Origin of the sequence: Pseudomonas sp. 25 R 14, assembly GCF_900004755.1 — a bacterium.
GTDB lineage: Bacteria > Pseudomonadota > Gammaproteobacteria > Pseudomonadales > Pseudomonadaceae > Aquipseudomonas > Aquipseudomonas brenneri.
In genome coordinates this window covers 123,500-147,955 of sequence record NZ_CVTS01000039.1, presented here as the reverse complement: position 1 = coordinate 147,955, position 24,456 = coordinate 123,500, and the positions used below count along the sequence as shown (strand labels likewise).

Here is a 24,456-nt window from a genome sequence, read left to right as displayed (position 1 = left end):
ACCTGCGACCAACGTTTATTACAGTCCATCGCGACGTCTTTTCTTATTGCACCTGCTGTTGCACCACCGGCTCGAAGGGGTAGATACGGCGCCATTCGGCGGCCATATCCACCACGGTCCAACCTTGGGTGTTTGCCTCATCCAGCGCCTTGTCCAGGCGCCCGACGGAAGATTTGCGGTCATAGGCCCACTCGCGCGTGGCGTCGGTGTGGTGCACCAGCCCCATCAAGCGTTTGCCTTTGCCAGCGGCCGTCCACTGCAGCATCTGCAGGTCGCCGTCGGAGTTGCCGAAGGCCAGGATCGGGCGCCGGCCGATGATCGCGTCGATGCTTTCCGGCTTGCCCGGGCCATCGTCGTTGTGGGCCAGCTTGGCAGTGCGCAGGATGTGCGGGGTGCCGTCGGTGATCTGGAACTGGGTCACGAAGGTGCTGCCGATCACCTGTTCCGGCGGCACGCCGTAGACCACTTCGGCAAAGGCGCGCATGAATGCGGTGTCGCCGCCGGAGACGATGTAGGTCTTGAATTGCTGGCTGCGCAGGTAGTCGAGCATTTCCAGCATCGGCTGGTAGATCATCTCGGTGTAGGGTTTGCCGGTTTTCGGGTGGCGGGCCTGGGCCAGCCAGGTCTTGGCATTGGCGATAAAGGTCTCGGTGCTGATCCCGGTATGGGTCGCGCCGATGATTTTCAGCAGGCCGTCCATGCCGCTCTGGGCCAGGGCCTGATGGTCGTTTTCCAGCACTGCCTTGAAGGGCTGGGTGGTGCGCCAGTCCGGATGCTGGGGCGCCAGGCGTTTGATTTCATCGAATGCGAACAGCACCTGGAAATACGCCGGTTGCTCGGTCCACAGAGTGCCGTCGTTATCGAACACGGCGATGCGCTCGGCCGGTTTGACATAGTCCGTCGAGCCCTCGGCGGTCACCGCCTGGACGAACTCGATGATGTGCTGTTTGCTCGGGCCCTCATTCCAGGAAGGCAGTGGGTCGGCGCCCAGCACCGGGAAGCTCAGGAGCAGCAGCAAGGGCAGGGTGCGGCGCAGAGACGTCATGGGAAATCCTTTTCGCGACGAGGGTTCAGTGGTTGCAAGCGTAGTTGACGGCAGGTCCAGCGCAATGTTGTCCAGGCCCGTCGCCACAGAGGAGGAACCCGTGGCCACAGCACGCGGAGCAGGTAGCCGGCGAGCGCCAGCAGCACCAGCGTCGCGCTCCAGGCCAGGGCATGGCGCGACAGTTGCCAGCGGCTGTGCTGGCCGAGGTCCTTGAGGTCTTGGGCGATGGAAAAGGTCGGGGCGTAGGTGCTACCGGCCAGGGCTTCGACGTTGATGGCCGGCAATTGCGCCACTTGCAGGCGATGGTTGCGGCTGTCCCACCATTTCACGCGGATCGCGGGTAGTTGGTAATGACCCGCCTGTTCGATCCGGTACACCCAGCGATCCACGCGCTGCCCGCCAGTGAGTGTGCCGCGCCCGTTATCCAGGTTGCTGATCATGGGCGCCTGTGGGTAGGCACGCAGGCCTTGAATCGTAACCTGGGGGGGCGCGGCCAAGGACAGTGCCGGGGTGTTGTCGGCTTGCAGGGTGACGGTGCGGGTCAGGCTGTCGCCGACGTGCAAAGGGCTCGCCGAGGTGCTGAGCTGTTGTGCCAGGCGCACGTCGGCGGCCACCAGCAGGTGTTCGCCGGGGGCGAAACCGGGCGGTCGCGAGGCCTTGAAGGCCAGTGGTGTGCTGTGGGCGATCAACGGGGCGCTGGCCTGGCCCGGCTGGGCACTGATGGTCAGGGAGGGCACGTTGAAGTCTTGGGCCACATTGGGGGTGATCCGGTAGCGGTAGCGCATGCCAAAGAAGGTCTGGCCGTCGATCACCTGGGTCAGGTGCTCGGACTCGCCGCCCGGTGCATCCACCCGCGCCCCCGGTAATTGCAAGGCTGGCAGGCTGGCGGCGGCAGTGAACCAGGTGTCGGTGAGCACATCGACCTGCAACTGCACTTGCTCGCCCACCACCACCTGCGGGCCGGGCAGCAGTTGCACCTGCACTTTGAGTTGCGGCTCGCCCGCCCAGAGCGGGGCGCAGAACAGCAGGCCGAGCAGGGCATACCTATTCATGGCCCGCACCTTGATCTTGCAGGCTGAATTTACGTCGCAGGAAATTGGCCGGCGAAGTGCTCAGGTTCTGCAGCCACAAGGCATCACTGCTGGCCTGTTCGGTCTGCACCATCTTGGTCTGGCCCTTGCCGGGCGTCTTGTCGAACTTGAGGGCGTCGGGCTTGACCTCGGGGGTGTTGTCGGCTGCGCTTTCGGTGTCATTTTTCAAGGCTATGGCCAATGCCAGGTTGGCGCTGGCCTGGGGAAAGTCCGGCTGGTGTTGTAAGGCTTGCTGATAGGCGCTGATGGCCTGGTCGAACTTGAAGCGGCGCACGTAGATATTGCCCTGGTAGAACGCTGCCTGCGCGGTGTCGAGTTGGGCGAAGGTGGCCAGGGCCAGGTCATAGTCGGCGGCGTTGTAGGCGGCGATGCCTTTCCAGTAGGGGTCGACAAACAGTTGGGCGGCGGCGGGGTAGTGATGGTGCTCAAAGGCCCAGCGGCCCTGTTGATCGGCGGTGAGGAACGCATCGGCCAGGGCATTGGCCTGGGCAGGCTGGGGTGGCAGGAGCAGCCCCAGCAGCAACACGGCAGCCCAGTTCAGGCTCCAGCCGCGACGAATGCACAGCAGCGCCACCAGCAACAGTGGCCAGCAGAGCCAGTAACCGGCGTCTTTCCATTGCAGGGCGCGCTGTTGCTCATCGGCATCCTGGAAATGCTGCTGGGCGTGCAGCTCCACCCAGTCCAGGTCGTCGTCATTGAGGGTCAGGCTGCCCAGTGGTGCGTCGGTGGCAGCGGCCAGTTGTTTCAGGGCCGGGGCGTCAAAGCTGGCGGGATTGCTGCCTACGGCCAGGATCAATACTTGCAGCGGGCTGTCGGCCAATAACGCCTTGAGGCGCGACAGTTGTGTGACGTCGGCACCGTCACTTATCAGCAGCAGGGTGCCGGGGGCTTGCTCTGCCGCCAGCAGGCGCTTGGCCTGCGCGATAACCCCGGCCACTTCCTTGCCCGGCCGGGTGAGCAAGTCGCTGCTCAAGGCCTGGATAAAGCTGTCCAGTAATGCCGGGTCATCGGTGGGCGGCAATACCAGGTGCGCACTGCCGGCGTAGACGATCAGCGCGGTGCGTGCGCCGCTGCGGCGCGCAATCAGGTCGTGCAATGTGTGCTTGGCCGCTTCCAGGCGGGTGGGTGGCACGTCGATAGTGTCCATGGACGGCGACAGGTCGAGGGCAATGATCAACGGCGCACGGTTTTCCAGGAAGTCCGGGCGGTCCTGTTCCCAGGTCGGCCCGGCAGCGGCGAGGGCGCCGAGCACCAACAGCGCACTGGCCAGATGTACGGGCCGCAGGCGGTGGGGGTCGCTGGGCATCAACAGCAGATGTGGTAACAGATGGGGCGCAATATTGCCGCGCAGACGGTGTTGCAGATCGCGGCTGCGCCGCCACAGCATCGGCAACAGCACGCCGATCAGCGCCAGCAACAGCCAGGCCGGGCGCAGCAAGTGCAAGTCACTGAGGTTGAACGCCATCAGCGGCCTCCCGTCTTGGGCGGTGCGGCCATGCGGCGGCAATCAGGTGATACAGCGCAAACAGGCTCAGGGCCGCGGTCAGCGGCAGCCAGAACAGATCGCGCTTGGGCTGGTGGCTGAGGGTTTTCACTTGATGGGGGGTGAGTTGGTCCAGGGTGGCGTAGACCTGGTCCAGGGTGTCGCGGTTTTCGGCACGCAAATAACGTCCGCCCGTGGTTTCGGCAATCTGCTGCAAGGCACTGAGGTTGACCTTGGCTTCGCCCGACGCACTCGGGTCGCCAATGCCGATGGTATGGATCACCACGCCTTTGGCTGCCGCCATGCTGGCCGCGTGTTCTGGGGTGATGGCGCTGCTGGTGTCGTTGCCGTCGGTGAGCAGGATCAGCACTTTTTCTTGTTCGTGGGCCGCGTCCAGCAGTTTCAGGCTCAAGCCGATGGCATCGCCAATTGCGGTGTTGGGCCCGGCCATGCCGATGCCGCTGTCATCGAGTAGCAGCGCGAGGCTGGCGTGGTCCAGGGTTAGTGGCGCCTGGGGATAGGCGCCGCTGCCGAACAGGATCAGGCCCAGGCGATCATCCTTGCGGCGCTGGATAAACCCCTGCACCACTTGCTTGACCGCCGTCAGACGGTCGATTTTCTGGCCACTGGCGTCGGTGAAATCCTCGGTCTGCATAGATTGGGATATGTCGATGGCGAGCATCAGGTCGCGCACCGGCTGTTGGCGTTCGATGGGTTTTTCGACCCAGACCGGGCGGGCGATGGCCAGCACCAGCAGGCCCCAGACCAACAGGTTGAGCATCAGTTGCGCGCGATTGCCTTGGCTGCCACTGGCCGCAGGTTTTTGCCCCACTGCACGGCTCATGCCCGTAAAAAACGGTACACGTACGGCGCTGCGGGCCTCGCGGTAGTCGGGCAGGTAGCGCCAGGCCAGCCAGGGCAATGGCAGCAGAAGCAACAGCCAGGGGTAATCAAGCTGCCACATGATGAGCCTCCACCCAGGTTCGGCATTGGGCCAGCAGGCGTGTGCGTTGTTCCGGCGACAGCGCGTCAGCCGGGGCGTAAGCCAACTCGGCCAGTTGCCGGCTGAGGTCTGCCGGCACATCCGCGCCGCCATGACGTTGCAGGAAGGCTTGCCACTGGGCGCCATTGAGGGTCGGCACGCGTTGCTGCTCCTCGGGTGCCAAGGGCATCGACAGGGCTACGCGCTTGAGCAGCGTTGGCAGCTCACGTAGATCGTCCAGGGCATCCAGTCGCGCCAGGGCTTCACGGCGATAGGCATTGCGTCGCCATTTCAACCAGGCCCGTGCTGCCCACGCCAACAGGCCCAGGACCAGCAGCCCCAGCAGGACCCACCAGCCCCAGGTCTGCGGCCAATAGCTGACGGGCGCGGGCAAGCCCAGCTCTTGCAGCTGTTCGATGCTCGGCACCTGGCTGTTCAACGACGCCTGCCCAGTTCGTCACGCAACTGATCGGCGGCGGGCAGCGCGGTGCTGAACATCAGCAACGGCACCTGGCTGCGGCGTAACAGGCTGGCGACAGCCTTCAAGCGCCCGCCCAGAAAATCCCCCAAGGGTTGGCGCACCTGCTGTTTCTGCACCGCCAGCTCCACTTGCAGCTGGCCCTGGGTCACGCGCAGTTGGCCGGTCCTGGGCACGTTGAGGGCCAGTGGATCGTAGACTTGCAGGGCGATCACATCATTGTGGGCCGACAGTTGCCGCAACAGCTGCAGGGTGCGCGGCCCGGCGCCGGCAAAGTCGCTGACGATGCAGATCAAATGGTCATGCCCGGCCAGGGCCAGGCACTGCTGCAAGACCTTGTCCAGTTGCCCGTCGCCTTCATGGTCGGGATTGCTGGCGTTGAGCGCCTGGTTATGCTGCACGATGCGGCTGCACAGGGCTTCGACCCGCTTGCGGCTGCGCAGCGGGGCCACGGCGTCGATGCGCTCATCGTTGAACACCACGCCGCCAACCCGGTCGCCCGCGCCGAATACCATCCACGCCGCCAGCGCCCCCAACTCGGCGGCGACTGCCGATTTGAAACTGCGCACCGAGCCAAAGAACATCGACATGCGTTGGTCGACCACGATCAAGGCCGGGCGGTCGCGTTCCTCGGTAAAGGACCGCACCACCGGCTTGCCGGTGCGCAGGGACGCCCGCCAGTCGAGGTGACGCAAATCGTCGCCGGGTTGATAGCGCCGCAGCTCGTCGAAGTTCAGGCCGCGCCCGCGCAGCCTGGAGGCATGGTTGCCCGCCAGGAGGCTGCCCCGGGGTTGGCGCGCAATGAAACTCAAGCCCCGTGCCTGGAACTGCAGGGCCATCAACTGCCCGAGGGACACGTAGACCTGGCCGTCGGCGTTCATGCCGGGAGCGCCACTTTGGCCAGGAGCCGGTCCAGCACCTGATCGGCGTTGACGCCATCGGCCACGGCGTCGTAGCTCAATTGCAGGCGGTGACGCAGCACCGGGTGGACCACGGCTTGCACGTTGGCTGGCGTCACGAATGCCTGCCCCTGTAGCCAGGCGTCGGCCCGCGCGCAGCGGTCCAGGCCGATGCCTCCCCGGGGGCTGGCGCCGAGGCTGATCCAGCGCGCCAGGTCCGCGTCGTAGTCGCCGGGGTGACGGGTGGCATTGATCAGGTCGATCAGGTAGCGGTCGATGGCAGGTGAGACCTGTACCGCGCTGACTTCCTTGCGGGCGGCGAAGATCACCTCCTGCGCCAGAGTGAAACCCTGGGTGACGGAGCTGTCGACGGCCTGTTCTTCCGCACGCAGCAGGCGCAACACCTGGCTTTCATCATCGGCACTGGGGTAGTCGAGGAGGATTTTCATCACGAACCGGTCCATCTGCGCTTCCGGCAACGGGTAGGTGCCTTCCTGCTCGATGGGGTTCTGGGTCGCGACCACGATAAACAACTCGGGCAGTGCATGACTGGCGCCCGCCACGGTGATTTGCCGCTCTTCCATGGCTTCGAGCAGGGCGGCCTGGACCTTGGCCGGGGCGCGGTTGATTTCATCGGCAAGGATCAGGTTGCCGAACAGCGGGCCGGGCTGGAAGCGGATCTGGTTCTGCCCATCCACCTGGTGCAGGACCTCGGCCCCGGTGATGTCCGAGGGCAGCAGATCGGGGGTGAACTGGATCCGGCTCATTTTTGCGTCCAGGTGCCTGGCCAGGGCCTTGACCGTGCGGGTCTTGGCCAGCCCCGGAAGGCTTTCCAGCAGCAGGTGACCGTTGGCCAGCAGGCCCAGGAGGATCTGCCGGATAACCTGGTCCTGGCCCAGCACGCTTTCGGCGATGTTGGCTTGCAGGGCGTTTAGATCGTTGAGCGCTGTCATCACAATCGTCCTTGAGGCAAGGGATCACCAGGGTGCGGCGACCACGATGTACTGCACGGAGCTGCCGACGTAATGCGGCTGGTACCAGGTCGGCCCGCAATGCTGGTAGGCCACGCCATTGGCGACGACCGACACGCAGTCCACCGGCACGCTGTTGACCCGTGTACCGATGGCCAGGACCGTGGCGGTGGTGGCGCCAATCACGGCGGCCGTAGCCCAGGGGTGATACCAGTCATCTGGCGGCGGTGGTGGTGGCGGTGGCGGGGGCGGCATCGGATAGGGATGCGGCCCAGGCCCCGGATAAGGCTGCGGGTGTGGCCCCGGCGGTGGCGGAGGATGTGGCTGCGGCCCCGGATAAGGGTGTGGTCCCGGTTGTGGGTGCGGTTCGGGATGGGGCGGCAGTGGCCGGGGAGCCGGCATGGGGTGGGGCGGCGGGGGATGGAAGCCGCCACCACCATGGGGCACCACGAATGTCCGTGCGCCACCGCCGCCACGCATCTGCCAGGCCTGGGCGGCCAGCGGGTCGAACAGCGTCAGCAGCAAACTGGCGGTGAGCACCGCTGCCGTGGGCTTCATGGCTGGGCTCCTGCGGGGGCCAGGGGGATTGCCTGGGCGCCGGCCGGTGGGGTGAACTCAAAGTCCCGATCGTTGCTCGGGGCGTCAAGTTGCCAGCGGTAGTCAACGCTGTGGCGTGGCTGTTCGGCGCTGTCGCGGCGGCTGATCACCAGGCGGCACGGCAGTGGCTGCGGGCCCTGGCGAATCCACAGTTGCCAGTCGATATCCGGTTGTCGGTACGCATAGTGATCGCACACTTGGCCGTCGAGGGTTTGCTGATCGATCCACAGGGCATCACTCAGGCCTGCGACCTTGGCGGTATTGGCGTCCCAGCGGAACAGGTCGGCCAGGGGCAGTTCGATGCCGTAGCGCTCGCTCAATTGCGCGAGCAAGCTGGCGATGTCCGTGGGGGCGGCCTGTTCGGTGAAGTAACCGCTGCGGCTGTCGTAAAGGGTAAAGCGCTGGCCGTTGTAGAACAGGCTGCGGCGGTTGCCATCGCGTTCGACCTGCACCCGCAGTTTATCGGGCCGCCTGGCCTGCAGGTGGGTCCGGTGGTTGAACTCGATGACCTGGCCGTTTTCCAGGACCTGGTCGGTGCGGCTGTCGGCGTCGATACGCAACTGCTGCAAACCACGCAGGTAGCTGCCCATCTGCTCCAGGGCAGCCAGGGCCTTGGGCTCCAGTTCAGCGGCCACGGCCCCGCCACTGACAAGCAGCAAGCCAAGCAATAACCGGTGTATGCGATGAAAACGCAACATGGCTTACCTCACTGGGGCGATTACCACACGTATTGCATGCGCAAGGTCCAGGTGTTCACGTCTGGCGAACCGCGTCGCTCGGCAATCGTGTCGGAATAGGCCAGCAGCCCACCGAACTGCGGTGTGAGCATAAAACCGAGGCTGGCTCCCAACAGGCCGTTTTCCTGCTTGTTGTCTTGCCAGATGCCGTCGATCTTGCTTTCGCCGCCACGGCTGTAGGTGGCATCCAGCGACGCCCAAAGCGCGCGGTTGATGGTGTAGCTGTAGTGGCCCTCGATGGCGTACAGCGGCTTTTGTTCCAGCTTGCTGTTGCCGTGGTACTCGTCGTTGTCGCCAAACAGCGAGACCCAGGTATTGATTTCCAGCCAGGTGGGGCCGAACGGCGTGCCAAAACCCAGCTCCGGCTTGACCACCCAGCGGTTGGCGCCGATGTTGATCACGCGGTCCTTGTCATAGTCGCCAGTCGGCACAGTGAGCCACACGGCGCCAGTGAGGAAGGTTTCGGGTTTCCAGTTGGCAAACTCCGCTGCGGTCAGCGCCGGGCCGCCGAAGATATTGTGCGCGAACACCACCTGGGCATCGCCCATGCCGCCGTTGTGCTTGGTGCCATCGAAGAAGCGCGCGTTGTCGAAGGATGCCGAAACGTCGGCATAGGGCTGGATAAGCTGAATGGCACTGTTGCGCCCGTCGATGCCGAACGAGCGGGCGTAGCGCAACAGATACACATCGGCGTTGAGCGACAAACCATCGATCGGCAACGTGGTGTCGATGGGCGTGTTGGTGTCGACCCGGTTGTAGTAACCGAACAGCATATTCAGGTCCGTGGGGGTGTTCTGCCAATCCCTGGCGTTGTCGGCAAACCCCATCCCCGGCATCAGCGCCAGTGTGGCGGTAGCGAATGCACTCAGTTGACTGCGTGAAACCATGGCTCTACTCCTTGTTTCGGCCTGACGTCAGGGATCGTTGGGCGGTTATTTTATCGGGGTCAGCGGCGGTAGCTTCCACTGGCCGTTACCCACCTCAGGCTTGGGCAGGTAAATGCGCAGGATTGCGTAGAACGGGCCGGGGGGCGCCGGCAGCCAGTTGCTTTGTTCGGCTTTTGGGGGCTCGTGGTGCTGGACCTTGAGAGTCAAGCCCCCATCGGCATCAAGCTTGAGCTCGGGCAACATCCGCGAGTTGATCAGGTAGCGTTTCTTGTGGTTGGCCACCAGCAGCTTGTTTTTGCCGTTGTACAGGGTCAGCGACCAGAACGCGTCGGCGGGCGGCAACTGGTCCTTGGCGAAATGCAGCGTGTAGCTGTGCTTCGCGCCGTTGGCCGGCTTGCCTTCACTGTCGACGAAGTAGCTCATGTAGGCCGCTTCATCGGTGGAGTTGCCAAAAATCCCCATGTCGGCACCGGCGTAGCGGTACAGGTAGTTGTTTTTCAGGTGATCGCGGCTGCCGAACAGATCGCCGCTGGTGATTTGGTGGGTATCGACCTTGTCCTTTTTAAAAGTCGCGAACTCGGCTTTACCGTCGGCGATGCCGTCTTCCAGGGCCTTGCGCTGTTCGGCGCTGAGTTGCGCGACCTTGAACGGCGCACCAGGGGCGATACCGATCTTGGCAAAGCGCGCCAGCAGGTCTTTTTCACTGTCCTGGGGCGCAGCGAAGGCCAGCATGAAGTTCAGGTAGCGGAACAGTTGCGGGCTGTCGCTCATGTCGGCGACTGGCTTGGGCCATTCGATCTTCGGCACCTTGGCAGGCGCTGCCTGTTTGACGTAGCTGCTCAGGGGCTGGACTTTGTAGCCGCCCTGGATCTGCTTGACCTTGGCCAGGTCCTTGTCATCGAACAACTGGGTGCGATACAGCGCGTAGGCGATATTGCTTTCGCTGTAGACCACACGGTCCACATCCACCGGCTGCTGGCCCTTCCAGTTGGGCCCGGCGACCATGTAGTGCCCGCCATTGTTGCCGGTGCTGCGGGTGCCCAGGTAGGCGAAGTTCTGGGTATAGAGGTCGATCAACTGCACGGAGTAGTAACGGCTGTCCTCGATTTTCGGCAGGGTCAGCACCACCGGTTCACGGCGCAGGTCCAGCCAGACAAAGGAGTAGGGTGTGTCCGAATTGGGGGTGACGAATGCCGTGTCCTTGGGCGTGAAGACCTTGGCGGTGTTGCCGATCTTATTGAAGGGTGCCTTGAAGTTGACGCCGCCCTTGTCCACCGCCTGGGTGTAGAGGGTCTTGTACATTTCCACCACCGGGAAGCCATACAGATAGGCTTCCTTGGCAATGGCCCGGGCTTCGCTGGGGGTGGCGGTAAAGTCCGCCCAGGCGTCGGTGCTCAGCACTATCGAGAGGCTCGCCAAGAGTAGGCGCGTTGGTTTTCCAATCATGTTGGTACGTCCTTCCTTCAATACGTTACGCCACTGGCAGATAGGGCCAGTAGGTCCAAGCCAGCATTGTGAATCAGGGCCCGCCTAAATCGTGGTTATTTACCGAAAGTGACGTTGATCCCGGCGAACAGGGTGAACTGCGGCAACCCATCGCCTTTGCGCGCCACCGTCCACTGCGGCTCGATAAAAGCGTTGAGAATATTGCTGCCGGCTTTCCATGCCTTGCCTGCACCGAGCCCGATGGGGATGTAGTGGGTGTCGTTCTTCAGGTCAAAGGTCCAGGTGCCGGTGGAGCGCAGGTACCAGCCCTTGGGCAGGTTATGGATGATGAACGGTTGAAAAGTGGCACTTTCCACGTGCGCCCGGTCCCGGTCGCCGGCGAACGAGCTCTGGTACTGCACCAGTGCGCCCAGCAGGCCACGGGGCGACGCGTCGATGGCAATGGCGGCCAGGCCCGCCTGCCATTTGCCAGTGCCCAGTTCATCGTGCTCGGCGGTCGGCGCAGTTATCTGCGGGCCGATGCCCAACTGCACGCCATCGGTCTTGAGCAGGAAAATATCGAACAGGTTCAGGTCGCCGATACCGGTGCTGTAGCCACTGTGTGGATCAGGTCGGGTGCTCAGGGGCAGGGTGGCGCGCAGCAGTTGCGGCACGCCGATAAAATCCGACGGTGCAATGGGCAGCGTGCCGCGCAACAACAGGTCATTGGTATGGGCATCGCTGTCGTACAACTTGGGGGTGTAGTAGTCCTGCAGGTTGGCCCCCGGCGCCAGGTTGAGCGGGTTATTGCTCTTGTTCGCTGTGTCGGCGTTATCGGCCTGGGCAGCAAACGTGGGCAACAGCAAAGAGGCCAACATAAATGCCGGAAGTCGCGCTGGCGTGAACATCATGATTCCCCAGTTCCTTGGTCACTGACCTGATAGCGATTCGTATGGGCTGCCGGTGGTCCTTATTCGAAATATCTTGTAGGACATGTCGTTTGAAGCTAGCAGCTAAATTCAGACTCGCTAGTCATTCGAATGAATTAATGACTTCGTGTGGGGGGCAATCACAGTTTTTGCGGGGATATATGTCTAGCAGAGCCAGTGCGCGGACCAGCTTACCTGTAGGAGCTGGCTTGCCAGCGATGGCGCCGGAAAGGGCGCTGAGTAGTGTCAAGTGGCCCAGGTCATCGTTAGCGACCATCGCTGGCAAGCCAGCGCCTACAAGGGGGTACCCAGCATGCCTTTGACTTTATCGCGCAACTGGTCGATGGAGAACGGCTTGGCAATCATCTGCACGCCCGCGGGCAACTCGATGTTTTCGGCATAGCCACTGGCAAGCAGGATGGGCAGGGTTGGACGCAGTTCTCGGGTTTTTTCCGCCAGTTCCTTGCCATTCATACCCGGCAGGCCCCAGTCGGTCATCATCAGGTCGATTGTTGTGCTGTCCTCTATGAAGGTCAGCGCAGCTTCGGCGTGTTCAGCCACCAGCACCTTGAACTCCAGTTCTTCGAGCACATCGACGATCAGCATGCGCACGATGGCATCGTCTTCGACTACAAGGATGGTGGATTCGCCGGACATAATGAGGGTTCCCAAGAAGTGGAGGTACAGGTCTTGATCAGCTGAAAGACCATCCTCTAATGAGTCGCGTCGATCCCGGCAAGTTCCCGAAACAGTGCGGGCATTGTGCCGATAATCAGGCGCAATGTCCTCGGTGTGTCGTTGAAATACGGTAGAAACATAGCCGTCGTCGTCGATTTTGGGGCAAACTTCCGGTTTTTCCGTACTTGGCCAAGGCACGCCCATGACTCCCGCTTCGTCAGTCGATGAAAACAGTTTCCGCAAACTCCTGAGCCGCAACGTAGCGCTGCCGCTCGGTGTGGGGGTGATCAGTGCGGTGTTTTTCGTGTGCCTGATCACCTACCTGTTGTCGGTGATCCAGTGGGTGGAGCACACCGACCGGGTGATCAACAACCTCAATGAAACCGCGAAACTGACGGTTGACCAGGAAACCGGCATGCGTGGTTTCCTGATTACCGGCGACGAGCATTTCCTTGACCCTTATGAAGTGGCCAAGCCACGGATCATTGCCGATCTGCGCAATTTGCAGGCGCTGGTCGCGGATAACCCCCAGCAAGTGGATCGCCTCAAGCGCCTGGAATCGTTGCAACTGGAGTGGAACAACTACGCCCAGACGATGATTGACCTGCAACGCCAGAACGGCGATTACCGTGGGGCAGTGAAAGCCGGGCGGGGCAAGCGCCTGACCGACGAGATCCGCAAGGAATACGATGCAGCGATTGCGATGGAGCAGCAGTTCCGGCTCGAACGCAATGAGGACGTCACTCGCACCACTGTGCTCAGCGTGACGCTTTACTTGCTGTTTGTGTTGGGCCTGAGTGGTTTTCTGGCGTATGCAGGCAGAAAAAACCTAGTCGTCCTGTCCGACAGCTACAGCGCCAACCTGGCGTCGCAAATGAAGATCGCCAAGCGCCTGGAACAGCAGGCCTGGCTGCGCAACGGCCAGACCGAACTGGCTGAACAGGTGCTGGGCCAACTGACGCTGAACCTGCTGGGGCGCAATATCCTGCAATTTTGTGCCCAATACATGGGCTCGGTGGTGGCCGCCCTGTATGTGCGTGAAGAACACGGCGGTCTCAAGCGCGTGGCTACGTATGGCTTCTCCCGGGAGCAGGAGCAGCAGGAACAGGCGATCTACCGCGACGAGGGAATTGTCGGCCAGGCCGCCCAGCAGCACCGCCTGATTCGCCTGGACGATGTGCCGGTGGACTACTTCAAGGTCAGCTCCGGTCTGGGTGACGGTACGCCGCGCAGCGTGTTGGTGGTGCCGACCAGCGATGACGATCGGGTCAATGGGGTGATTGAACTGGGCTTCTTGCGCCCGCTGGACGAGCGTGATGTGGAACTGCTGGAGCTGATCGCCGGCAATATCGGCACCTCCATTGAAGCCGCGCGCTATCGCCAGCGGTTGCAGGAAGTGCTGGCCGAGACCCAGCAACTCAATGAAGAGCTGCAAGTGCAGCAGGAAGAGCTCAAGACCGCCAACGAGGAACTGGAAGAGCAGTCACGCATCCTCAAGGAATCCCAGGCTCACCTGGAAACCCAGCAGGCGGAGCTGGAACAGACCAACGAGCAATTGGCCGAGCAGACCCAGGTCCTCGCCGACCAGCGCGATGCCATGGACCGCAAGAACGTTGAGCTCAATCGCGCCCAGGTCGAGCTGGAGGACCGCGCCGATGAGTTGCAGCGCTCCAGCAAGTACAAGTCCGAGTTCCTCGCCAACATGTCCCATGAGTTGCGCACGCCGCTCAACAGTTCGCTGATCCTGGCCAAGCTGCTGGCGGAGAACTCCGAGGAAAACCTCAGCGCCGAACAGGTCAAGTTTGCCGAGTCGATCTACTCGGCCGGCAACGATCTGCTCAACCTGATCAATGACATTCTGGATATTGCCAAGGTCGAGGCCGGCAAGCTCGATATGCGCCCGGAAAACACCAGCGTCGCACGCCTGGCCGATGGTTTGCGCGGGATGTTCGAGCCATTGGCGGCGGATCGCAAGCTTGGATTCCAGGTGGAGGTTCAGGCCGGTGCGCCGCTGATGTTGTTCACCGACCGTCAGCGTCTGGAGCAGATCCTCAAGAACCTGCTGTCCAATGCAGTCAAGTTCACCGAGAAAGGCCAGGTCAGCCTGACCATTTCCCGCCAGCCGGGGGAGGGTATTGCCTTTACCGTGCGCGACTCGGGGATCGGTATCGCCCCGGACCAGCAGGAAAGCATCTTCGAAGCCTTCCGCCAGGCCGATGGCACCACCAACCGCCGNATGGCGGTACCGGTCTCGGGCTGTCCATTTCCCGTGACCTGGCCACCTTGCTGGGCGGCTATATCAACGTCACCAGTGAGCCGGGCCAGGGCAGCATCTTTACCCTGGTGCTGCCGGAGCAGTACGTTGAACGCGATGAAGACGCGCCCGCCATCGAGCGCCCGCGCGCAGCCGTGATTGCTCCGGCACCCGTAGCACCGATCAAGGTGTCGCCGTTGCCGGTGGCCGACGAAGCGTTGATCCCGCGATTTGCCGATGACCGCGAACTGGCCCCGTTCACCACCCGCTGCATCCTGGTGGTGGAAGACGAGCCGAACTTTGCGCGGATCCTCTTCGACCTGGCCCACGAACTGGGGTATCACTGCCTGGTGGCCCACGGTGCGGACGAGGGCTACACCCTGGCCGAACAGTACCTGCCCGATGCGATCCTGCTGGACATGCGCCTGCCGGACCACTCCGGTCTCACCGTGTTGCAACGCCTCAAGGAGCACGCCCAGACCCGGCATATCCCGGTGCATGTGATTTCCGTCGAGGACCGTGTCGAAGCCGCCATGCACATGGGCGCCATCGGTTATGCCGTCAAGCCCACCACCCGCGAAGAACTCAAGGACGTGTTTGCGCGCCTGGAGGCCAAGTTGACGCAGAAGGTCAAACGCATCCTGCTGGTGGAAGACGACGATTTGCAGCGCGACAGCATTGCCCGCCTGATCGGCGACGAAGACATTGAAATCACCGCCGTTGGTTTCGCCCAGGAGGCCCTGGATCTGCTGCGCAGCACGGTATACGACTGCATGATCATCGATCTCAAGTTGCCGGACATGCTCGGCAACGAGTTGCTCAAGCGCATGGCCACCGAGGACATCTGTTCGTTCCCGCCGGTGATTGTCTATACCGGGCGCAACCTGACCCGGGATGAAGAGGCGGAACTGCGCAAGTATTCGCGTTCCATCATCATCAAGGGGGCCCGCTCACCTGAACGGTTGCTGGACGAAGTGACACTGTTTTTGCACAAAGTCGAATCCCAGCTGTCCCAGGAGCGGCAGAAGATGCTCAAGACCGCCCGCAGCCGCGACAAGGTCTTCGAGGGCCGCAAGGTGTTGCTGGTGGACGACGATGTACGCAACATTTTCGCCCTTACCAGCGCCCTGGAACACAAGGGGGCGATTGTGGTGATTGGCCGTAATGGCCGTGAAGCCATCGAAAGACTCAATGAAGTCGAGGATATCGACCTGGTGTTGATGGACGTGATGATGCCGGAGATGGATGGCTACGAGGCGACCGCCTTGATCCGCCAGGACCCGCGCTGGCGCAAGTTGCCGATCATTGCGGTGACGGCCAAGGCGATGAAGGACGATCAGGAGCGCTGCCTCGCAGCGGGCTCCAACGATTACCTGGCCAAGCCCATCGACCTGGACCGGCTGTTCTCGCTGATTCGAGTGTGGTTGCCCAAGATGGAACGCATTTAAGTGGAAATACACTAAGTGGATCGAAGTACTGATATTGAACTGCGCTTGCTGATCGAGGCGATTTACCTCAAGTACAGCTATGACTTTCGTGACTACTCCGGGGCTTCGGTCAAGCGTCGCGTGGCCCATGCCTTGCGCCAGTTCGACTGCAAGACGATTTCGGCGTTGCAGGAGCGGGTGCTGCACGATCCCACGGCGTTCATGCAGTTGCTGCAGTTTCTGACTATCCCGGTCAGCGAGATGTTTCGCGACCCGTCGCACTTCCTGGCGATTCGCCAGGAAGTGGTGCCTTTGCTCAAGACTTACCCGTCGATCAAGATCTGGATCGCCGGTTGCAGTACCGGGGAAGAAGTGTATTCCATGGCCATTTTGTTGCGTGAGGAGGGTTTGCTCGAGCGCACTATCATTTATGCCACGGATATCAACCCCAACTCCCTGGACAAGGCCAAGCAGGGGATTTTTTCCCTGGAAAACGTCCGTGCCTATACCCACAATTATCAGCAGGCGGGTGGGAAACAGTCGTTTGCCGACTACTACACGGCGGCCTACGATTACGCGATCTTTGACAAGACCCTGCGGGAAAACGTGACGTTTGCCGACCATAGCCTGGCAACCGACAGTGTGTTCTCGGAAACACAATTGATTTCATGTCGTAACGTTCTGATTTATTTCAATAAAAAGTTGCAGGATCGGGCGTTTGGACTGTTTCATGAGTCACTGTGCCATCGCGGCTTCCTGGTGTTGGGCAGTAAGGAAACCCTGGATTTTTCCGCCTACAGCAAACAGTTCGAACCCTTGGTCAAGCAAGAACGGATCTACCGCAAATCATGAATGAAACTGCTGCCAGCCTGGCGCGTGTGCCGGGTGTCCAAGCCATTGTCGTTGGCGCATCAGCCGGAGGGGTCGAGGCGTTGTTGAGCATTTTTGGTGCCTTGGCGCCAGGGTTCAGCCTGCCGATCATCGCCGTGCTGCACCTGCCGGATGAGCGCCGCAGCCAGTTGGCCGAGGTGTTTGACCGGCGTGTGGCGATGACGGTGGTGGAAGCGCGGGACAAGGAGCAGATCCAGCCCGGTACCCTCTACTTTGCGGGCCCTGGCTATCACTTATCAGTGGAACACGACCGCAGCCTGTCGCTGAGCCAGGAAGAGCGCGTTCATCACTCGCGCCCGGCCATTGATTATCTGTTTGAGTCTGCCGCCGACGCCTATGGCCCGAACCTGCTGGCAATCCTGCTGACCGGTGCCAACCAGGACGGTGCGCGAGGCCTGGCCCACGTCAAACAGCGTGGCGGCATCACCGTGGTGCAGGACCCTTCGGATGCGCGGGTGGACGTAATGCCCAAGGCGGCCCTGGCGCTGCATACACCTGACCATATCCTTACCTTGAGCCGCATTGGCGATTTGCTGGCTTCCCTGGAATCTTCCCCATGTTAAGTACTATCCAGGCCAAACTGCTGATCGTCGACGATCTGCCGGAAAACCTGTTGGCCCTTGAAGCGCTGATCAAGCGCGAGGACCGTCAGGTCTACAAGGCCTTGAGTGCCGACGAAGCCTTGTCGCTGCTGCTGGAGCACGAGTTCGCCATGGCGATTCTCGACGTGCAGATGCCCGGCATGAATGGCTTCGAGTTGGCCGAAATGATGCGCGGTACCGAAAAGACCAAGAACATCCCGATCGTGTTTGTCAGCGCGGCAGGCCGTGAGCTCAACTATGCCTTCAAGGGCTACGAGAGCGGCGCGGTGGACTTCCTGCACAAGCCGCTGGATATCCATGCGGTCAAGAGCAAGGTCAATGTATTTGTCGACCTGTTTCGCCAGAGCAAGGCCATGAAGTTGCAGGTCGAAGCCCTGGAGCAGAGCCGGCGCGAGCAGGAACTGTTGCTCAACCGCCTGCAGGCGACCCAGGCGCAACTGGAGCAGGCGGTGCGCATGCGCGATGACTTTATGTCTATCGTCGCCCACGAGGTGCGTACGCCCCTGAACGGTCTGATCCTGGAAACCCAGTTGCGCAAGATGCACCTGGCCCGGAACAACGCTACCGCCTTTACCCTGGACAAGATGCACGCCATGGTCGACCGCGATGAGCGGCAGATCCAGAGCCTGATCCGCCTGATCGAGGACATGCTCGACGTGTCGCGGATCCGCACCGGCAAGCTGTCGATCCGCCCCGGGCATTTTGACCTGGCGAACCTGGTGCGCAACCTGCTGGAGAACTTTGCCCCGCAAGTGGCGGCAGCCGAATCGTCGGTGCAACTGGATGCGCCCCAGCCGGTAGAGGGTAATTGGGATGAGTTTCGCATTGAGCAAGTGGTGTCCAACCTGTTGACCAACGCCCTTCGCTATGGTGCCAAGAGCCCGGTGGATGTCCGAGTGTATGTTGAACATGAGGAGGCGCGGGTTGAAGTGCAGGACCGCGGGATTGGCATCAGCGAAGACAATCAGAGACGAATTTTCCAGCAGTTCGAGCGGGTGTCTGCCAACCATGCGGTGGCAGGGCTTGGCCTGGGTCTGTTTATTTCCGAGCAGATTGTGGCGGCCCACGGTGGCACTATTGAAGTCGAGAGTCGGATAGGCGAAGGCGCATTGTTTCGAGTGTGCCTGCCCCTGGGGCCTGGGGCGTGAAATCAATCGCCGCCCTGACGCAACCTCTGCGTGACCCGATGGTCGTAACAGCAGCAATTGACCGGACAAAGGCTTCCCATGAGTGAAGATGCACAAGATGTTGTACTGATCGTCGAGGATGACGAGTCGATCATGTTCGTGCTGGGCGAGTACCTCGCAGGCCTGGGGTATCGGGTACTCAAGGCGGTCGACGGCGAGCAGGCTTTTGAAATCCTCGCCTCCAAGCCGCACCTGGACTTGATGGTCACCGACTATCGTCTGCCTGGCGGGATTTCCGGGGTGCAGATTGCCGAGCCGGCGATCAAGTTGCGGCCTGAGTTGAAGGTGATCTTTATCAGCGGGTACCCACAGGAGATCCTCGACTGCAACAGCCCGATCACACGTAATGCACCGATCCTGGCCAAGCCGTTTGATCTGGATACGCTACATGAGCATATCCAGCGGTTGTTGGCTTGAGCTCTCGCCTGTGACCGTCGCTGTGGGCGGTTCAGGCTCACCCTGAGCCTGACGCCCTGATCATCTCCCGCACCTTCGCGGTCAACAGATCAAACGTAAATGGCTTGGTGATCAATTGCATCCCAGGGTCCAGGAACCCCCCGCGCACCGCCGCATGCTCGGCATACCCGGTAATAAACAACACCTTCAGGTCTGGGCGAATCTGCCTGCCTATCTCCGCCAGTTGCCGTCCGTTCATCCCCGGTAACCCCACGTCACTGATCAGCAGATCAATGCGCTGGCTGGATTCGATAATCGGCAGCGCGCTGTCGGCATCCGAAGCTTCGACAAAGGCATAGCCCAATTCACTCAGCACCTGGCTGACCAGCACCCGCACTGCCGGGTCGTCCTCGACGATCAGCACGGTCTCACCGCAATTGGCAAAGGGCAGCAGGGTCGGGTCGTGAGGCATGTCGGCGGGGATTTCGCCGACAAAACGCGGTAGGAACAGGCTGACGGTGGTGCCCTGGCCAACCACGCTGTGAATGGTCACATGGCCATGGGATTGGCGAGCGAAGCCGTAGATCATCGACAAACCCAGGCCGGTGCCCTGGCCGATGGGCTTGGTGGTGAAGAAGGGGTCGAAGGCCCGGCTGATCACGGTGTCGGGCATCCCGCAGCCGGTATCACTGACGCTCAGCTCCACGTAGTCGCCCGGCGTCAGCGTGCCGTATGCCGCAGTGAACATGTTGTCCAGGTGACGATTACGGGTTTGCACCACCAGCCGGCCGCCATCCGGCATGGCGTCCCGGGCATTCAGGGCCAGGTTGAGCAGGGCGCTTTCCAGTTGGTTGGGGTCGGCTTCAGCGGTCCACAATTGCCCGTCCAGTTGCATCTGGAGCACGATGCTTTCGTTGAGGCTGCGTTGCAGCAGTTCGCCCATGGCCGTCACCAGTTGGTTGATCTCCACCGGTTTGGAGTCCAGTGACTGGCGGCGAGAGAACGCCAGCAGGCGGTGGGTCAGGCCGGCGGCGCGGTTGGCCGAGGTGACACCAAGGTCGATCAGGCTGTCGAGGTCATCCAGGCGCCCCCGCGCCAGGCGCCGGCGCAGCAGTTCCAGGCTGCCGATAATGCCGGTGAGCATATTGTTGAAGTCGTGGGCGATGCCGCCGGTCAATTGGCCGACGGCTTCCATTTTTTGCGACTGGCGCAAGGCTTCTTCGTTAGTGCGCAACTGGGCGGTGCGTTCTTCGACTTGCTGCTCAAGGGTTTCCAGGGTGCGTTGCAGGCGCAGTTCGCTCTGGCTCAAGTCGATCAGGCGGTCCCGGGCCTCGTACTGCCTTCGGCGGCCACGCAGGGCGGTGCTCACCAGGCTGATCAAGGTCACCGGATGAAACGGCCGCTCCAGCAAAGTGATATTGCCCAGCCTGGCGCTCAGGTGCGAGGACGCGTTCTGTTCGCAGCCGCCGTGGTGAGTCAGCAGCACGATCGGCAGGTCCGACCAGGCCGGCTGCTGGTGCAGGTAGTCCAGCAGTGGTTCCAGGCCGACCCCAAGCAAGGCTTCGGCGGCAATAATGAGCAGGCCCGCACCTTGTTCCGCCTCCTCGCAAAGCATCGGCAGGTTGGTGGCAGCGATACCACTGAAACCTGCCTCGTTGAGCATCATCAGCGCCAGCGAGCTGTCCCGTCCCAAGGGCGCGAGAATGATCGCGCGCTCGGAAACGGCCGGCAGGCTACTCACAAGCTCTCATCCTTGAGCAGCGGGTTGCCAGCACCCATGTAGGTAGGGACGCCACGTAGCACGCCCTGGAAGGCTTCGAGGGGTTCGCCGATGGTCATACCCTGGCTGGCGATGCGGTACTCGCGAATGGTCGACTCATGGCTGCCGGTGCGTTTCTTGATGATCGAAATGGCCCGTCGCACCTTGCCCAACGCTTCGAAGTAGCGCAGCAGGATCACCGTGTCTGCCAGGTAGGTGATATCCACCGGGGCCTGCATATCGCCGACCAGGCCGTGTTGGGCCACGGTCATGAAGGTCGCCGCGCCCCGGCGGTTGAGGTACAGCAACAGCTCGTGCATGTGCAGCACCAGGGCGTTTTCCTCGGGCATGGCCGCCTGATAGCCGTTGATGCTGTCGATGATCACGGTCTTGATCTGGCGTTCGTCCACGCAGCGCCGCACCCGGTGGGAAAACTCGCCCGGCGACAGCTCGGCGGCATCCACCTGTTCGATCAACAGGTTGCCAGTGGCTTGCAGGGCGGCCAGGTCGATGCCCATGTTTTTCATGCGGTCGAACAACAGGCCCAGCTCTTCATCGAAGATAAACAGTGCAGCTTTTTCACCACGGGCCACTGCGGCGGCGGCGAAGATCATCGAAATCAACGATTTGCCAGTACCGGCCGGGCCCAGGATCAGGGTGCTGGAGCCGGTCTCGATACCGCCACCCAGCAGTGCGTCCATCTCACGAATGCCGCTGGTCAGGGTCTGGCGGTTGTAGCCGCCCCGGTGCTCGGCCGCCACCAGGCGCGGGAACACATGCACGCCGTCCTGCATGATGGTGAAGTCGTGAAAGCCGCCACGGTATTTCTGCCCGCGGTACTTCACCACCCGCACACGGCGCCGTTCCGCGCCGTAGTTGGGGGTCAGCTCTTCCAGGCGGATCACCCCGTGGGCCACACTGTGTACGGTTTTATCCAGGGACTCGGTGGTCAGGTCGTCCAGCAGCAACACAGTGGCTTCGTAGCGCACGAAGTAGTGTTTGATCGCGAGGATCTGCCTGCGATAACGCAATGAGCTTTGTGCCAGCAGGCGGATCTCCGAGAGGCTGTCGATCACCACACGGGTGGGCTTGACCCGTTCCACCACTTCGAAGATCTGCCGGGTGGCCTCGCCCAGCTCCAGGTCGGAGGAGTACAGCAGGCTTTGCTGATGCTCGGCATTGAGCAGGCTTTCCGGTGGGGTCAGTTCAAAAATATGGATGTGTTCGTCCAGGTCCCAGCCATGGGACTTGGCACCCTGGCGCAGCTCGCGCTCGGTTTCCGACAGGGTGATGTACAGCGATCGTTCGCCGGCCTTGGCCCCGGCCTGGAGAAAGTGCAGGGCCACGGTGGTCTTGCCGGTGCCGGGTTCACCTTCGAGCAGGAACAGGTGGCTACGCGATAGGCCCCCGCAAAGAATGTCGTCAAGACCTTCGATGCCGGTGGCCGCTTTTGCTGTGAACAGCTCTTTGGATGTAGACAAGAAGTGCCCTCGGGTCACGTATCAAATGGAGGGGCGTGCCGGCTAAGGCACGCCATATTCACTTGACCGTTGGGCTATGGGGCGGTTCAACGTTTTCTATCAAATGTGTAATCCAGCGCGCAGCGCTTAACCACTTGAGCGCTTCAAAGCCCTTGTTGCAGCGCCGGATCGTCGGGGTTTTGCTGTTCCAGCTGTGCCAACAGCACCTGCACGTTCTGCAACTGGCCGCTTTCCTTCCAGTAGTTGATCAACAGTACCCGGGCCTTGCGGTTGGCGGGATGGCGCTGGACGATTTCTTCCAACTGGCGCTGGGCGGCTTCCAACTCCTCCTGATCATGCAGGGTGGTGGCCAGGTCGTAGCGGTAATCCTGATTGTCGGGTTCCAGTTCCACGGCCTTGGACAGGCCCAGCAGGGCATACTCGCGCTCGCCATGGTGCAGCAGCCACATGCCCAGGGCATGTTGCAGGTAGGCCGACTCGGGATGGGCTTGCAGTTGGGCCGCCAGCACTTGGCGCGAATCATCGACCTTGCCTTGCTTATCCAGCAACTCGATGCGCGCCACCACGGCCGGCAGGTTCTCCGGATCCAGGCGCAAGGCCTGCTCCAGGGCATGCTGTGCTTCGGGCAACAGGGCGCTGTGGATGTACAGGCGTGCCAGCTGGATCCAGCCTTCGGGGCTTTCGGGTTGGGACTTGAGGTATTTCACATATTCATCCAGCACCTGCTGCAAGGGGCCGAAGTACAGGCCCAGGGTGTCGGGAGACAGCCCCAACAGGGCATTGGCGGCGGCAAACCGCACGCTTTGCTCGTCATCGTCGAGCAAAGGGCCAAGCAACAAGGTGCGCTGGCCGCTGGGCACCAGGCCGACGATGCTGGTAATGGCTGCCTGGCGCACCAGTGGTGCCGGGTGGCTCAGGTCCTTGTCCGCCAGTTTCAATGCCTGGGGGCTTGGGTAGTTGTGCAGTTCACTGTGCAGGGCCGCGCGGCGCACATCGGACAGGTCCGGCCGGGCCAATTGCTGATACAGCACCCGCGCCGCGCCAGGTTCGCCGTTATGCGCCTGTTTCATTGCTTTGGAGTAACCGTGGGCAATAGCCGGGGGGGCAGACACGCTGGGAGTGCGGGAGAAATACCAAATCATCAGTACGACAAACAACAGGGCGCTCAGGCCGATGATCGAGTAACGGCGTGACTTTGACATGCAGGCGTCCGAAAGCTGGGCAGCTAGTGCAAAGTGCTCAGCTTCGGTCAGACACCGACGAGTGTCAAACCTGTGTCACGTCAGTACGTAGTCCACGGGCTCCAGGGGCGCGGGCAGCTCGGTTTCGCCCAGCGCCGCAAGGATCTCGCGCTCCAGGGTACGCACGATGGCATTGCAGGGCAGGTCGTTTTCGTCGAAGCCGAACGGGTCTTCCAGGTCATCGCCGATCTCATCCAGGCCAAAGAAGGTGTAGCTGACGATGGCGGTAAAAATCGGCGTCAGCCAACCCAGTGGCTCGGCCATGGCAAACGGCAGCAGGATGCAGAACAGGTAGATGGTGCGGTGCAGCAACAGGGTGTAGGGAAAGGGCAGTGGCGTGCTCTTGATTCGCTCGCACGCGGCTTGCACCTGGCTCAGGCCCACCAGGCGGGTTTCCAGCTGGGTGTAGCGCCAGTCACTGATCCGGCCCTGTTGCGCAGCGTTTGAGCAGTGCGCGCCGAGAGATTGCAGGATGCTGTCGGGCAGGTTCGGGTGGCTGGGTTCAACGCGGGACCACGGCTTGATGGCGCGAGCCTCGTCTTCGTGACGCAGGCGGGCAACCAGGCCGTGGGCAAAACCACACAAACCACGCAACAGACCTTCACGCTCGCCAGGCTGTGTGAACACCTGGGTTTCACGGATCAGCGAGCGGATCTCAACGATCATTTGCCCCAGTTGCTTGCGGCCCTCCCACCAGCGGTCGTAGCAGGCGTTATTGCGAAAGCTCATGAAGATCGACAGCGACAACCCCAGCAGCGTGAACGGCGTGGCGTTGACCTTGGAAAAATAGGCTGGGTGCAGGGTCTCCACCAGCACGATCACCGAGGCCAGCAGCGTGACCAACAGGCTGCGCAGGGCAATACGCTTGGCAATCGAGCCCTTGAGGGAGAACAGGATGCCGAACAGATTGGGTTTGGGGCGAACAATCATCGAGGGGCTTCTTCGGTGGCGCAGGCCCTCAGATTAGAAGCAGGCGGGCAGGGCGTCCAATCGCTTGCGTTGACTGGATGATTGTC

21 protein-coding genes and 1 pseudogene are annotated in these 24,456 nt (G+C 61.8%); 5 read left to right on the top strand and 17 right to left on the bottom strand.

All coding sequences use genetic code 11. The features are described 5' to 3' along the window. Positions 1–43: 43 nt before the first annotated feature. The 13 genes from BFQ03_RS12440 to BFQ03_RS12380 form a co-directional block, all read right to left on the bottom strand. Positions 44–1,045: an HAD family hydrolase gene (locus tag BFQ03_RS12440; RefSeq protein ID WP_065943251.1), complete on the bottom strand. Its 1,002-nt coding sequence runs from the start codon at positions 1,043–1,045 to the stop codon at positions 44–46. Further along, the gene (locus tag BFQ03_RS12435; RefSeq protein ID WP_065943250.1) at positions 1,042–2,097 is read right to left on the bottom strand and encodes a BatD family protein; all 1,056 of its coding nucleotides are present in this window, start codon (positions 2,095–2,097) and stop codon (positions 1,042–1,044) included. The genes BFQ03_RS12440 and BFQ03_RS12435 overlap by 4 nt, the downstream gene beginning before the upstream one ends. After that, positions 2,090–3,601, bottom strand: coding sequence for a VWA domain-containing protein (locus BFQ03_RS12430; RefSeq protein ID WP_065943249.1), 1,512 nt, complete (start codon positions 3,599–3,601; stop codon positions 2,090–2,092). The genes BFQ03_RS12435 and BFQ03_RS12430 overlap by 8 nt, the downstream gene beginning before the upstream one ends. Then, complete coding sequence (locus BFQ03_RS12425; protein WP_065943248.1) at positions 3,582–4,583, bottom strand: vWA domain-containing protein; 1,002 nt, start codon at positions 4,581–4,583, stop codon at positions 3,582–3,584. Before BFQ03_RS12425 ends, BFQ03_RS12430 begins: the two co-directional genes overlap by 20 nt. Further along, positions 4,570–5,040, bottom strand: a complete 471-nt coding sequence (locus tag BFQ03_RS12420; protein WP_032860552.1) for a DUF4381 domain-containing protein — start codon at positions 5,038–5,040, stop codon at positions 4,570–4,572. The genes BFQ03_RS12425 and BFQ03_RS12420 overlap by 14 nt, the downstream gene beginning before the upstream one ends. Beyond that, positions 5,037–5,960, bottom strand: a complete 924-nt coding sequence (locus BFQ03_RS12415; protein ID WP_032860551.1) for a DUF58 domain-containing protein — start codon at positions 5,958–5,960, stop codon at positions 5,037–5,039. Before BFQ03_RS12415 ends, BFQ03_RS12420 begins: the two co-directional genes overlap by 4 nt. Further along, positions 5,957–6,931, bottom strand: coding sequence for an AAA family ATPase (locus tag BFQ03_RS12410; RefSeq protein WP_032860550.1), 975 nt, complete (start codon positions 6,929–6,931; stop codon positions 5,957–5,959). Before BFQ03_RS12410 ends, BFQ03_RS12415 begins: the two co-directional genes overlap by 4 nt. A gap of 24 nt (positions 6,932–6,955) precedes the next feature. Next, a complete protein-coding gene (locus BFQ03_RS12405) occupies positions 6,956–7,507 on the bottom strand; it encodes a hypothetical protein (RefSeq protein WP_032860549.1) in 552 nt (183 codons plus the stop codon). Further along, positions 7,504–8,244, bottom strand: a complete 741-nt coding sequence (locus BFQ03_RS12400; RefSeq protein ID WP_065943247.1) for a DUF2092 domain-containing protein — start codon at positions 8,242–8,244, stop codon at positions 7,504–7,506. The genes BFQ03_RS12405 and BFQ03_RS12400 overlap by 4 nt, the downstream gene beginning before the upstream one ends. 20 nt (positions 8,245–8,264) lie before the next feature. Then, the gene (locus BFQ03_RS12395; RefSeq protein ID WP_032860547.1) at positions 8,265–9,170 is read right to left on the bottom strand and encodes a transporter; all 906 of its coding nucleotides are present in this window, start codon (positions 9,168–9,170) and stop codon (positions 8,265–8,267) included. 45 nt (positions 9,171–9,215) lie between these two features. Next, positions 9,216–10,616, bottom strand: coding sequence for a DUF1254 domain-containing protein (locus BFQ03_RS12390; protein WP_065943246.1), 1,401 nt, complete (start codon positions 10,614–10,616; stop codon positions 9,216–9,218). 95 nt (positions 10,617–10,711) lie between these two features. Beyond that, positions 10,712–11,473: a hypothetical protein gene (locus BFQ03_RS12385; RefSeq protein ID WP_050593369.1), complete on the bottom strand. Its 762-nt coding sequence runs from the start codon at positions 11,471–11,473 to the stop codon at positions 10,712–10,714. Between the two features lie 345 nt (positions 11,474–11,818). Next, positions 11,819–12,184, bottom strand: coding sequence for a response regulator (locus BFQ03_RS12380; RefSeq protein ID WP_139115688.1), 366 nt, complete (start codon positions 12,182–12,184; stop codon positions 11,819–11,821). Between the two features lie 220 nt (positions 12,185–12,404). Between BFQ03_RS12380 and BFQ03_RS12375 the strand changes: the two are divergent. The 5 genes and pseudogenes from BFQ03_RS12375 to BFQ03_RS12355 all read left to right on the top strand — a co-directional run bounded on the left by BFQ03_RS12375 (position 12,405) and on the right by BFQ03_RS12355 (position 18,980). Then, positions 12,405–15,904 (top strand): annotated as a pseudogene (locus BFQ03_RS12375) (response regulator). A gap of 15 nt (positions 15,905–15,919) precedes the next feature. Next, a complete protein-coding gene (locus BFQ03_RS12370; RefSeq protein ID WP_032860542.1) occupies positions 15,920–16,735 on the top strand; it encodes a CheR family methyltransferase in 816 nt (271 codons plus the stop codon). Continuing rightward, positions 16,732–17,337 (top strand): chemotaxis protein CheB, encoded by a 606-nt coding sequence (locus BFQ03_RS12365; RefSeq protein WP_065943244.1) that lies wholly within the window; start codon positions 16,732–16,734, stop codon positions 17,335–17,337. The genes BFQ03_RS12370 and BFQ03_RS12365 overlap by 4 nt, the downstream gene beginning before the upstream one ends. Further along, entirely contained in the window at positions 17,331–18,524 is a 1,194-nt protein-coding gene (locus tag BFQ03_RS12360; protein ID WP_032860540.1) for a hybrid sensor histidine kinase/response regulator, read from the top strand. Before BFQ03_RS12365 ends, BFQ03_RS12360 begins: the two co-directional genes overlap by 7 nt. Before the next feature lie 78 nt (positions 18,525–18,602). Then, positions 18,603–18,980 carry a response regulator gene (locus BFQ03_RS12355; protein ID WP_032860539.1) on the top strand — a complete coding sequence of 126 codons (378 nt, stop codon included), beginning with the start codon at positions 18,603–18,605 and terminating at the stop codon, positions 18,978–18,980. Between the two features lie 37 nt (positions 18,981–19,017). On the opposite strand, the gene BFQ03_RS12350 is transcribed toward BFQ03_RS12355, so the two are convergent. The 4 genes from BFQ03_RS12350 to BFQ03_RS12335 form a co-directional block, all read right to left on the bottom strand. Then, entirely contained in the window at positions 19,018–20,700 is a 1,683-nt protein-coding gene (locus BFQ03_RS12350; RefSeq protein WP_065943243.1) for a response regulator, read from the bottom strand. Next, positions 20,697–22,199 carry an ATPase domain-containing protein gene (locus tag BFQ03_RS12345; RefSeq protein WP_065943242.1) on the bottom strand — a complete coding sequence of 501 codons (1,503 nt, stop codon included), beginning with the start codon at positions 22,197–22,199 and terminating at the stop codon, positions 20,697–20,699. Before BFQ03_RS12345 ends, BFQ03_RS12350 begins: the two co-directional genes overlap by 4 nt. Before the next feature lie 143 nt (positions 22,200–22,342). After that, positions 22,343–23,401, bottom strand: coding sequence for a tetratricopeptide repeat protein (locus tag BFQ03_RS12340; RefSeq protein ID WP_065943241.1), 1,059 nt, complete (start codon positions 23,399–23,401; stop codon positions 22,343–22,345). A gap of 75 nt (positions 23,402–23,476) precedes the next feature. After that, positions 23,477–24,370: a bestrophin family protein gene (locus BFQ03_RS12335; protein ID WP_065943240.1), complete on the bottom strand. Its 894-nt coding sequence runs from the start codon at positions 24,368–24,370 to the stop codon at positions 23,477–23,479. Positions 24,371–24,456: the final 86 nt, after the last annotated feature.